Source organism: Nonomuraea sp. JJY05 (assembly GCF_043496855.1).
In the GTDB taxonomy this organism is placed as follows: Bacteria; Actinomycetota; Actinomycetes; order Streptosporangiales; family Streptosporangiaceae; genus Nonomuraea.
Window position 1 is genome coordinate 61011 of record NZ_JBIEIS010000003.1, and the last position, 11890, is coordinate 72900.

An 11890-nucleotide genomic window follows, 5' to 3' on the forward strand; every position below is an offset into this window, starting at 1 on the left:
GTAATGATCGACGTGCTCATCGTCGGAGGAGGCGGAGCGGGCCTGCGGGCGGCCGTCGCGGTCGCCGAGAGTGACCCGTCCCTGAAGGTGGCGGTCGTCTCGAAGGTCTATCCGATGCGCAGCCACACCGTCTCCGCCGAGGGCGGCGCCGCCGCGGTGATCGGCCTCGGCGACACGCTCGACGAGCACTGCTACGACACGATCTCCGGCGGTGACTGGCTGTGCGACCAGGACGCCGTCGAGGCGTTCGTGGCGGAGGCGCCCCAGGAGCTGATCCAGCTCGAGCACTGGGGCTGCCCCTGGAGCCGGGAGAGCGACGGGCGCGTGGCGGTCCGCCCGTTCGGCGGCATGAAGAAGATGCGTACGTGGTACGCGGCCGACAAGACAGGCTTCCACCTCTTGCACACCTTGTTCCAAACAACCCTGAAATATCAGGACGTGTTGCGGTACGACGAGTGGTACGTCACCAAGCTCGTCGTCGACGACGGCCGCGTCCACGGCGTCGTGGCCGTCGAGATCAGGACCGGCCGCATCGAGACCATCGCCGCCAGGACCGTCATCCTGGCCACCGGCGGCTGCGGCCGCGTCTTCCCCTTCACCACGAACGCCGCGATCAAGACCGGCGACGGCATGGCCCTGGCCTACCGGGCGGGAGCACCGCTGAAGGACATGGAGTTCGTCCAGTACCACCCCACGGGCCTGCCGTTCACCGGCATCCTCATCACCGAGGCGGCCAGGGCCGAGGGTGGCTGGCTGATCAACAAGGACGGCTACCGCTACCTGCAGGACTACGATCTCGGCAAGCCCACGCCCACCCCGAAGCTGCGCAGCATGGAGCTGGGCCCGCGCGACCGCCTCTCCCAGGCGTTCGTGCACGAGCAGCAGAAGGGCCGCACGGTGGACACCCCGTACGGCCCGGTCGTCTACCTGGACCTGCGGCACCTGGGCGAGGGCAAGATCGACGCCCGCATCCCGTTCGTGCGCGAGCTGTGCCGCAGCTACCAGAACCTCGACCCGGCCACCGACCTCATCCCGGTACGCCCGGTCGTGCACTACATGATGGGCGGCGTCCACACCGACATCGACGGCGCCACCCCGGTCGCGGGGCTGTTCGCGGCCGGGGAGACCGCCTGCGTGAGCATCAACGGCGCCAACCGGCTCGGCTCCAACTCCCTGCCGGAGTGCCTGGTCTTCGGCCGCCGGGCCGGGATCGCCGCCGCCGAGTTCGCCAGGTCGCACCGGGACGGCGAGCCGCCCGCCGTGCGGAGCCAGGGGGCCGACGAGCGGCGTCGGTTGGAACGCGTCCGGGAGGGCAGCAGCACCGGTGAGCGGATCGCCGACCTGCGCGAGGAGATGCAGCACACGCTCGAAGGGGCCGCCGGCATCTACCGCACGGGCGACGTGCTCACCAAGGCCGTCGACACGCTCGCGGAGCTGCGCGAGCGAGCCGAGGAGGTCCGCATCGACGACACGAGCACCACGTTCAACACCGAGTTGCTCAATTTGCAGGAGCTGCACACCATGCTGGAGGTCGCGCAGACCATCGTCGCCTGCGCGCTGAACCGGCAGGAGTCGCGCGGCGCGCACCAGCGCACCGACTTCCCCGCCAGGGACGACGCCGCCTACCTCGCGCACTCGCTGGTGCACCGCGCACCCGACGGCACCCCGTCCGTCGGGCTGCTCCCCGTGACGATCACCCGCTGGCCTCCGGGAGAAAGGGTGTACGGACGTGACTGACGGGACGCAGACGATCAGGGTCGAAGTGGCCCGGTACCGGCCCGGCGAGGACGAGGAGCCGGTGTTCCAGGGGTACGACGTGCCGCTCATGGCCGACTGGGCGGTCCTCGACGGCCTCAACTACATCAAGGACCAGCTCGACGGCAGCCTGTCGTACCGCTGGTCGTGCCGGATGGGCGTGTGCGGCTCGTGCGGCATGACCGTCAACGGCGAGCCCAGGCTGACCTGCGGCGCCTTCCTCACCGAGTTCGGCGAGGGACCGATCAGGATCGAGCCGCTGAAGGGCTTCCCGGTCATCAGGGACCTGGTGGTGGACATCGAGGGGTTCCTGGCCAAGCTGTCGTCCGTGCGGCCCTGGCTGATCAGGGAGGGCGAGGAGCTGCCGCTGAGCGCCGAGTACGCCCAGACGCCCGAGCAGCTGGAGGCGTACAAGCAGTACAGCATGTGCATCAACTGCCTGCTCTGCTACTCGGCCTGCCCCGTCTACGTGCTCGACCCCGACTTCCTCGGCCCGGCCGCCATCGCGCTCGCCCAGCGCTACAACCTGGACTCGCGCGACATGGGTGACCGGTTCGACGTGCTGAACCAGGAGGACGCCGTCTGGGGGTGCACGTTCGTCGGCGAGTGCACGCGGGTCTGTCCCAAGCACGTGGACCCGGCCGAGGCCATCCAGCGCTACAAGCTGACCGCCGCCCTGCGCTCGATCCTGCCGTGGAGCCGGCGATGACGACCACCTACCGCCCGCCGCGCGACAGCCTCTGGTTCGTCCGCACCCGCCGGTACACGCTGTTCGTGCTGCGCGAGCTGACCAGCGTCTTCGTGGCCTGGTCGATCGTCTTCGCGCTGATGTTCGCCGACGCGGTGCGCGGCGGCAGCCTCCCGGAGTTCGCCGCTTTGGCCGCCCGGCCGTGGATGATCGTGATCAACGTGCTCGCCCTGGTCGCGACCGTCTTCCACACGATCACGTTCCTCAACCTCGCTCCCAAGGCCATGGTCGTCCGCCTGGACGGTTGGCGGGTGCCCGCCTGGATGATCCAGGGCGGCAACCACTCGGCGTGGGTGGCGATCTCCCTCCTGATCGCCTACTTCATCCTGAGGTCGCCATGAGACGCACTCTGGAGCCGTACCTGTGGCTGCTCTTCAGCGGCGGGGGAGTGGCGGCGGCGCTGGTGCTGCCGGTGCTCGTGCTGCTCTTCGGGGTGCTCATGCCGCTCGGCGTGGTCGACTGGCCCTCTCCTGAGCAGCTGAGCGCGCTGCTCGACCCCCTGCCGGTACGGCTCGCGCTGCTCGGGCTCGCCGTGCTGTGTCTCTTCCACGCCGCGCACCGGATCAGGTTCACCAGCGAGGAGCTGCTCGGCATCGCCAGGTTCGACCTGGTCATCGCGGTGATCTGCTACGGGGGCGCGGTCGCGGGCGGGGTCGTGGCCGGGCTCGTTCTGTTCTGATTCCTTACGCCAACGCTGCGCTAAATGTCCCCCTTTGATCACATTTCAACAACGTACTTTACGATTCGTTGAAACACCCTCTAGCGTCCGGCATTGCACACCCCTATGGCCATGCGCCCGGCGACCCCGGGCAGAGAGGGTTCCTGGTGCCCAGCACGAAGCGCTTATTAGCAGCATTGCCGGCGGTCGCCCTTCTCGGCGCCGCCCTGTCCGCGCCCACGGCTCAGGCGGCGTCCGTAGCGAACTACGAGCCCACGGCCGCGGACTACTACATCAACTACGCTCCTCCGGCGGTGGAGAAAGACCCGCAGGAGCCGTCGGTCAACGACAAGAACCAGCGCTCGCTCAGTCCGGCACAGAAGTTCGACCGTAAGTTCACCAGCGGAAATCCGGCCGCCGGCCGCATTCTCGCCGCGCGCGAGAACGAGGCCATCAGAACCGGCCGCAATCCCGCTGAATGGATTTTCAAGAACTCCAAGCAGACGCGCACGGCCAAGCTCCTGACGATCCTCGTCGAGTTCAACGAGCAGGCCAACGACGACTTCTCGGGCTTCAACCGGCTGCGCACGGTCAACAGCGAGTCCAACGACTGTGTGGTGGAGCCGGCCGGCACGCTCAAGAACGGGCCCCTCCACAACAAGATCCCCAACCCGGCCACGCTGCCGCACAAGGACAACAACTCCTTCTGGGTCAAGGACTTCAGCCCCGAGCACTTCAACAAGATGCTCTACACGGACAAGGGCATCACCGAGCGCGTCCGCCCCGACCTGAAGGACCCGCGCGACGGCAAGCCCGGCATCGACATCTCCGGCTACACGATGAAGAAGATGTACGAGGAGATGTCCAAGGGCGCCTACTCCGTCACCGGCTCGGCGGTCGGCTGGATCAAGGTCCCGCACTCCGAGGCCTGGTACGGCGCCGCGGCCTGCGGCGGTCCTCCCCAGGACATGTCCGGCCACCCCGACAACCCGCGCGGCGCCCAGCAGCTGCCCATCGACGTGGTGGAGAGCCTGGTCAAGGCCCAGCCGGCCTTCCCGTGGGCCGACTACGACGTCGAGGACGTCGCCGACACCGACGGTGACGGCAACTTCAACGAGCCCGACGGCGTGATCGACCACCTGGTCCTGGTCCACGCGGGCAAGGACAAGTCGTCCGACGGCGGCGCCGAGGGCACGTACGCGATCTGGGCCCACTCCAGCGCGGTCGCCGGCGGCTACAAGATCCCCGGCACCGACAAGAGGATCTCCAACTACATCGTGCAGCCCGAGGACTCCGGTGTCGGCGTCTTCGCCCACGAGTACGGCCACGACCTGGGCCTGCCCGACCTGTACGACACCTCGGGCCAGGCCAGCTCGGCAGTGGACTTCTGGGACCTGATGTCCAGCGGCTCCCACTCCGGCCCGATCTTCCAGTCGATGCCGTCCCACATGGGCCTGTGGGACAAGTGGGTGCTCGGCTGGGCGAACCCGAAGACGTTCAACCCGGGCGACGCCTCCAAGATCGTCACGGTCGGGCAGTCCTCGCGCACGCCCAAGTTCACCGAGGACGGCGTCCGGGTCAACCTGGCCTCCACGCCGCTCAAGATGATCGACGTCCACAGCGGCTCGAACGCCTGGTGGAGCGGCCTCGACCAGGACTGGGCCAACCTCACGGTGACCCGTGACCTGCCCGTCCCCGCCGGGACCGATCTCAAGTTCTGGATGTGGAACAACTATGTGATCGAGCAGGACTGGGACTTCGGCTTCGTCGAGGTCTCGACCGACGGCGGCCAGACCTGGGCCCAGCAGAAGGTCTTCGACGAGGCCGGCGCCGAGATCAGCACGCCCGACGACTACCCGGACCCGAACAAGAACCTGCACGCCTTCGGTGAGAAGAAGTACGGCCTCACCGGTGACAGCGGCGGCTGGCGGCACGACTACGTCAACCTGACGCCGTTCGCCGGGAAGACGATCAAGCTGCGGCTGACGTACAACACCGACGCCGCCTTCCAGGAGCGCGGCTGGCACGCCGACGACTTCCAGCTCACCAACGGCGGCACGGCCGTGTGGAGCGACGACGTAGAGAACGGCGACAACGGGTGGAAGGCCGTCGGCGGCACGTTCACCAACACCAGCGGCCAGGGCTGGACCCGCAACAACGGCGAGCGCGAGATCTCCCGGTTCTACCTGGCCGAGTGGCGCAACTTCGACGGCTTCGACAAGGGCCTGCAGTACGCCTACGACACCGACTACTCCCGCGACGGGGCGTGGAAGGTGCAGAAGCTGAAGTACAACGCGCCGGGCCTGCTGGTGTGGTACCGCGACTCGACCTTCATCAACAACAACATCGGCAACACCCTGCGGCTCCCGCCGAGCCTCGGTCCCAAGGGCAGCCTGCTGGTCGTGGACTCGCACTTCGACCCGCTGCGCCGCACCGGGACCGCGGCCGAGAAGGACCCGACGCTGCAGAAGAACCTCCAGGGGCGCGTCCAGTCGTCCAACGCCGCGTTCGGGTTCGGCAAGACGTACCCGTTCAAGGAGTGCCTGGAGGCGGCGGACGAGCCGTTCAGCGAGTACTGCACGGACCTGCCCGCGCTGAAGGGCGTCCCGGCCTTCACCGACGCGAAGACCTGGTACCCGGGCCTCGAAGTGATCGGCAGCTCTCTCTACTACCGTGACTTCGACGCCTCGGCGGTCGTGCCGTCGAAGGGCGACCAGACGTACAGCAGCCGCGTGGTGCACCAGGACGGCACCCCCGCCACGGAGCTGTACGGCCAGGTGGCCGCCGGCTCGGTGCTCGGCACCGGCAACCCCGGTGACGAGGGCAAGGCGCTGGGCGTGCAGTTCAAGCTGGTGAGCCCGCTGCCGGGCAACCTGGGCGCCATCGTCCAGGTCGTCCCGCCGAAGAAGTAACGATCAGGAGGGCCGCCGGGGCGTCCCGGCGGCCCTTCCGCGTCCGGCCATAGGTGGCGCGGTCTGCGCCTACCATTGGTGACCATGAGCGAATTGCGCACCAAAGACGAGCACACCGAGGCGATCCGGAGAGATCGCAAGGTGGCAGTGGTGGTGAACACTCGCTCGCGCCGCGGCCGCCGCCACTACTTCGAGGTGATCGAGCAGATCCACAACCTCGGCTTCGAGCCGCTGGTGGAGCTATCGGTCTACAACCCCAAGCGACTGCGCGAGCTGCTCGACTCGGCCCTGGCCACCAAGCCCGACCTGCTCGTCGTGGGCGGCGGCGACGGCACTCTCTCCTCGGCCGTGCGCCATGTGGCCCACCGCGACGTGGCGCTCGGGGTGCTCCCGCTCGGCACCACCAACAACTTCGCCCGCAGCCTCGGCCTGCCGCTCGACCTGGCCGGGGCGATCAGGGTGTTCGCCGAGGGCAAGGTGGCCGACATCGACCTGGGCATGGCCGACGACCGGCCGTTCGCCAACCTGGCCAGCTTCGGGGTGTCCGTCGAGGTGGCGGGCAAGGTCAAGCCGTGGCTCAAGCGCATCGTGGGGCGCCCGGCCTACCCGCTGACCGCTCTGACGATCCTGCCGGGGCACACGCCGTTCCGCGCGTACATCACGGTCGAGGGGCAGCGCCACGAGCTGCTCACCCACCAGCTCAACATCGCCAACGGCCGCTTCCACGGCGGCTGGCAGGTGGCCAAGGACATCAGCATCGACAACGGCATGCTGGTGGCCTACCAGCTCGGCTCGGGCAAGAAGCTGCGCCTGCTCGGCGAGACCCTGATCAGGGCGACCACCGGCCGCTGGCGCAGCCTGGCCGGCGGGCCGTTCGTGGTGGGGCGGGAGATGCTGCTGGAGACCGACCCGCCGATGGCGGCCGACGTCGACGGCGAGGTACGGCTGCGCACCCCGATCCGCCTGCGCGTGGTCCCCAACGGCGTGCGCGTCATGGTGCCCTCCACCTTCGAGGACCGCTGACCACGCGCGATCGGCGGGGGCGTCAGGAGCCGGCGAGGCGCTGGTAGGCCGGGGTGAGCGTGCGGGCCAGGTCGGCGGGCGGCGGGAAGACGCGCAGGAGCAGGTCGGGCGCGGCGGCCGCGGGGCGGCGCTCCGGCCGGTGCGCCGTGGCGCCGGGCGCGTAGAAGTCGGCCAGCCGGTCGGCGAACGGCACGTCCCGCACCTCCAGCCCCGGCACGTCCTCCGCCAGCGAGCCGAGCAGTTGCTCCCGGGTCCGGCCGCGCCAGGCCAGCACCAGGAACGGGTCGTCGTCGAACGACTCGGCCAGCAGGTAGAGCACCGCCGACAGGTGCTTGCACGGGAACCCCCAGTCGGGGCACGAGCAGTCCATGTCGAGATCGCGCGGGAACAGATCGATCCCGAGCGCCGCGAACAGCTCCTCGATCTCCGCCGGCATCTCTCCCGCCAGCAGCTTGGCCCGGTGGACGGCCTGCTCGGCGATCGACTCCTCGATGACGGCCCAGCGCCGCTCGTCGTACGCCTCGATCCTGATCACGATCGCGTACGGCTCGCGCCGCGAGCCCTGGACGGCGGCCCTGACCTCGCCGGGGGACAGGTCGATCGACAGGACCTGCCCCTGGCGGGCGTAGGCGCGGCCCCGCGAGAGCCGGCCCTTGTCGCACACGCGCTCCAGGATGTCGATGAAGCGCCTGGACCACCACGTGGAGCCGATGGAGCCGCGCTGGGTGCGGGCCCGGAGGCCGCCCTCGACCTTGATGGGCCTGGTGGCCTGGAACCAGTCCGGCATGCTCAGCCCACCCCCTCCGCCGTGAGCCTGAACACCTCGCGCAGCTCCTCGGTCGACAGGTCGGTCAGCCAGTCCTCCCCGGTGCCCACCACCCGCTCGGCCAGGGCCTTCTTGCGCTCGATCATCTGGTCGACGCGCTCCTCGAGGGTGCCCGCGCAGATGAGCTTGCGCACCTGCACGTTCTTGCGCTGCCCGATGCGGAACGCCCGGTCGGTGGCCTGGTCCTCGACGGCCGGGTTCCACCAGCGGTCCACATGCACGACGTGGTTGGCGGCGGTCAGGTTGAGCCCGACCCCGGCCGCCTTGAGCGACAGCACGAACAGCATCGGCTCCTCGTCGTTCTGGAACCGGTCGACCAGGCGGTCGCGGGTCTTCTTCGGCAGGCCGCCGTGCAGCCACAGGACCGTGGTGTCGAGCCGCTGGGCGAGGTACGGCTGCAGCATGGTGCCGAACTCGGCATATTGCGTGAAAAGCAGGGCCTTTTCGCCTTCGGCCAGGATCTCTTCGGACAGCTGCTCCAGCCGGGTGAGCTTGCCGGACCGGTCCGCCAGGCGGGAGCCGTCCTTGAGCAGGTGGGCCGGGTGGTTGCAGACCTGCTTCAGCTTGGCCATGGCGGCCAGCACCAGGCCACGCCGCTCGATGCCCTCGCTGTCGTCGATCCTGGCCAGCATGTCGTCCACGACCGCCTGGTAGAGCGTGGCCTGCTCCGTGGTGAGCGGGCACCACTCCTTGACCTCCAGCTTCTCCGGAAGGTCCGAGATGATCGACTTGTCGGTCTTGAGGCGGCGCAGGATGAACGGGCCCGTCGCCCGCTTCAGCGCCCGCGCGGCCTGCTCGTCCTGGCGGGCCTCGATGGGCTCCTGGAAGCGGGTCCTGAACCGCGAGCGCGGCCCCAGCAGCCCCGGGTTGGCGAACTCCATGATCGACCAGAGCTCCGCCAGGTGGTTCTCGACCGGGGTGCCCGTGAGGGCGAGGCGGCCGCCCGCGGGGATCGAGCGCACGGCCTGGGCCTGGAGCGTGCCGCTGTTCTTGATCGCCTGGGCCTCGTCGCAGACGACCCTGCGCCACTCGTGCCGCCTGAGCGTCTCGAGGTCGCGCTGGGCGGTGCCGTACGTGGTGATCACCAGATCGGCGCCGGGGATCAGCGCCGCGTCGCGCGCGCTGCCGTGGTGCACGTAGACGCGCAGGCCGGGCGCGAACCTGGCGGCCTCCCGCTGCCAGTTGCCGACCAGGGACATCGGGCAGACGAGCAGCGTGGGCGCGGCGGCCCGCTCGTGGACGAGCAGGGCCAGCGTGGTGATCGTCTTGCCCAGCCCCATGTCGTCGGCCAGGACCCCGCCCAGGCCCAGCTCCGACAGGAAGCTGAGCCACGCCAGGCCGCGCTCCTGGTAGGGCCTGAGGGTCGCGTCCAGCCCCGCGGGGGTCGCGATGGGCGTCAGCCGCCGCTCGGCCTGTCCGGACAGCAGGTCGCCGAGCACGCCGTCGGCGTCGATCTCCAGCAGCGGCAGCTCGGCGTCGTCCTCCTGCACCACGTGACGCAGGAGGTCGGCGGCGCTCGCCTCACCCGCACGGGCGCCCTCCACGGCCCTGAGCGCGGCCTTGAGCTGCCGGTCGTCCAGCTCCACCCACTGGCCGCGCACCCGGACCAGCGGCACCTTCAGCCGGGCCAGCTCGGCCAGCTCCGCCTCGCTGATCGTCTCGTCGCCCACCGCCAGGTCGATGCGGAAGTCGACCAGCTCCCGCATGCCGAACCCCTGGCCGGTCGCGGCCGTCTGCGCCTTGGCCCTGGTGGTCAGCTTCAGCCCCAGCCTCGTGCGTCCGGCCCAGCGGGGCAGCTGCACCCCGAACCCGGCCGCCTGCAGCAGGGGCGCCGCCTGCCGCAGGAACCCGAACGCGCCGGCCGTGTCCAGCGCCAGCTCGCTCGGCGCGGGCCCGCGCAGGGCGCGGTCGAGCTCGGGATAGAGCCGGACGGCCCGTCCCAGCCCGGCCAGCAGCTCGCGTTCGGGCCTGCCGGGCAGCCCCGTCACCGTCTCGCCGCTCCAGACGTGGGCCGCGGGGACGTACAGGCTGGGGTCGTCGGCGGCCTGCAGCGCCAGCTCGACCCGCCAGTCCTCGGTGTCGGCGGGCTCCAGCAGCCGGAAGCACACCCGGGTCGCGCCCTCGGCCGCCGCGACGCTCTCGCGCCACCGCTCCAGCTCCTCGCGCAGCCCGGGCACATCGGGGCACTGCGGCGCGGGGCCGGTCAGGGCGGCCAGCCAGCGTTCGTGAAGGGTCCTCGGCCGGGCGACCAGGGGCTCGGTGAGGGTCTGGCGGACGAGGGCGTCGATGAACGTCTCAAGGGCGTCGAGGAGGACACCGTCGGACGGCCGCTCGACGCGGGAGGTACGGCACGCGGGCGGCATGGCCAGCGCCAGCTCCCGGAAGTATGCGGCGTCGGCCCCGGTCACCACCGGCCGCCACACGGCCCGCGCGTCGGCCTCCGGCACGGCCCACATGGCCATGGAGTCCTCGGGCCCGCGGTCGCGGCTCGCGGGCGAGTGGACGAGCTGCGGGATGACGCGGCCCCGGCGTACGAGGTCGCGGGCGAAGGCCGCCACGGCGGCCCAGTGGCGCATGGTCGCGGTGCCGGGGTGCCCGTCCAGCACGTGCAGGGCCTCCGCGGCGGGCGGCACCACGGCGGGGACCTGCCACAGGCGCAGCCGCGGCCGGGTCGTCCCCGGGAGCCGGCCGGTCTCCGGCGAGGGCAGCGGCTCCTTGGCCGAGCCCGGCAGGAGCAGCTCCAGCGTCCGCGACGGCGGGTCGTCGAGGCCGAGCGCGGCGGCGACGCCGGACGCGGGGGAGGCGAACGGGTGGAGTGCGGGCGGGTGGGACAGGGTCCCCGGCTGCCGGCGCGGTGCGGCCCCGGGGGACGGGTCGCCGGCCTCGGCGATCTCCGCCCAGAAGGCGAGCCCGCCGGCCGCCCAGACCCCGTGTACCAGCACTCCGGCAGGCTACCGCGTCCCCTCGGGCGCGCCGTCCCCCGACCGGGGTCCGCGAGGAGGGGAAGATCGGGCCCGCTTAGAATCCTGCACATGAGGTTCTCAGGAGCAGAGGGCAGATGGGCGGCCCGGTTGGGGGCGCTGCGTGACGTCGTCCGGCAGGACCTCGTCACCCGCCAGCTCGCCGAGCACCTCCCCAAGACCCCGTGCCGCGTCCTCGACGTGGGCTCCGGCCAGGGCACGCAGGCGCTCAGGATGGCCGCCAGGGGCCACCACGTCACCGCCCTGGACGCCTCCCGCGAGCTCCTTCACCTCCTGGAGGCCGGGATCCAGCCGGGCATGAGCATCCGGACGGTCCAGGCCGAGGCCGGGCGGCTGCGGGAGCTGTTCGAGCCGGGGAGCTTCGACATCGTCCTGTGCCACGGCGTGCTGATGTACTTCGACGATCCCGACCCGCTGCTCGCCGATCTCGCCCGCCTCCTCGCGCCCGGCGGCCGGCTCTCGCTGCTCGTGCGCAACGGCGACGCCCTCGCCATGCGCAACGGGCTCATGGGCGACTGGGCCGGGGCGCTGGAGGCGTTCGGGGCCACCGGCTACGTCAACCGGCTCGGCGTCCCCGCCAGGGCCGACCGGCTCGACGAGCTCACGCGGCGGCTGGCCGTACAGGGGCTGCAGGTGCGGCAGTGGTACGGCGTGCGGGTGTTCTGCGACGCCGCGCCCGACGGCGCGCCCGTCCCCGAGGACATCGACGAACTCCTGGCGGCGGAGGAGCGCGCGGGCCGGACCGACCCCTACCGGAGGGTGGCCGCGCTGATCCACCTCATCTGCGCAATGGGTGAGGAAAGACTTATATAAGCCATACCTGAAGTTGTAGAATGTTCGGTATGAACCCTCCCGGATCGTGGTGTGAGCGGCCCAAGCCGCAGGCTCCCTCTTGTGAGCTCCCGTCTCCGTGGAGCAGGCCCAAGCAGCCGGACAACTGGTGCGAAGTGCAGAAAGACCCGGTGCTTTCGGCCCTCGGATTCCTGC

The 11890-nt window shown here is 70.6% G+C and carries 9 protein-coding genes; 7 read left to right on the forward strand and 2 right to left on the reverse strand.

The features are described 5' to 3' along the window. The first annotated feature begins 3 nt into the window (after nt 1-3). From frdA to ACFKCF_RS04430, 6 genes are all read left to right on the forward strand, one after another. Complete coding sequence (gene frdA, locus ACFKCF_RS04405) at nt 4-1737, forward strand: fumarate reductase (quinol) flavoprotein subunit (RefSeq protein ID WP_394490854.1); 1734 nt, start codon at nt 4-6, stop codon at nt 1735-1737. Beyond that, nucleotides 1730-2464 (forward strand): succinate dehydrogenase iron-sulfur subunit, encoded by a 735-nt coding sequence (gene sdhB / locus ACFKCF_RS04410; RefSeq protein ID WP_394490856.1) that lies wholly within the window; start codon nt 1730-1732, stop codon nt 2462-2464. Before frdA ends, sdhB begins: the two co-directional genes overlap by 8 nt. Then, nucleotides 2461-2844 (forward strand): hypothetical protein, encoded by a 384-nt coding sequence (locus ACFKCF_RS04415; protein ID WP_394490858.1) that lies wholly within the window; start codon nt 2461-2463, stop codon nt 2842-2844. Before sdhB ends, ACFKCF_RS04415 begins: the two co-directional genes overlap by 4 nt. After that, nucleotides 2841-3182, forward strand: a complete 342-nt coding sequence (gene frdD, locus ACFKCF_RS04420) for a fumarate reductase subunit FrdD (RefSeq protein ID WP_394490860.1) — start codon at nt 2841-2843, stop codon at nt 3180-3182. Before ACFKCF_RS04415 ends, frdD begins: the two co-directional genes overlap by 4 nt. 146 nt (nt 3183-3328) lie before the next feature. After that, nucleotides 3329-6073 (forward strand): immune inhibitor A domain-containing protein, encoded by a 2745-nt coding sequence (locus ACFKCF_RS04425; protein ID WP_394490862.1) that lies wholly within the window; start codon nt 3329-3331, stop codon nt 6071-6073. Nucleotides 6074-6157: 84 nt separating this feature from the next. After that, entirely contained in the window at nt 6158-7096 is a 939-nt protein-coding gene (locus tag ACFKCF_RS04430) for a diacylglycerol/lipid kinase family protein (protein WP_394490864.1), read from the forward strand. A 22-nt stretch (nt 7097-7118) separates the two neighbouring features. Here ACFKCF_RS04430 and ACFKCF_RS04435 read toward each other — a convergent pair whose 3' ends face one another. Both ACFKCF_RS04435 and ACFKCF_RS04440 read right to left on the reverse strand, forming a co-directional pair. Then, nucleotides 7119-7883 carry an SWIM zinc finger family protein gene (locus ACFKCF_RS04435; protein WP_394490866.1) on the reverse strand — a complete coding sequence of 255 codons (765 nt, stop codon included), beginning with the start codon at nt 7881-7883 and terminating at the stop codon, nt 7119-7121. Between the two features lie 2 nt (nt 7884-7885). Next, on the reverse strand, nt 7886-10864 hold the full coding sequence (locus tag ACFKCF_RS04440; RefSeq protein ID WP_394490868.1) for a DEAD/DEAH box helicase: 2979 nt from the start codon (nt 10862-10864) through the stop codon (nt 7886-7888). Nucleotides 10865-10954: 90 nt separating this feature from the next. Between ACFKCF_RS04440 and ACFKCF_RS04445 the strand changes: the two genes are divergently transcribed. Further along, complete coding sequence (locus ACFKCF_RS04445; protein ID WP_394490870.1) at nt 10955-11716, forward strand: methyltransferase domain-containing protein; 762 nt, start codon at nt 10955-10957, stop codon at nt 11714-11716. Nucleotides 11717-11890: the final 174 nt, after the last annotated feature.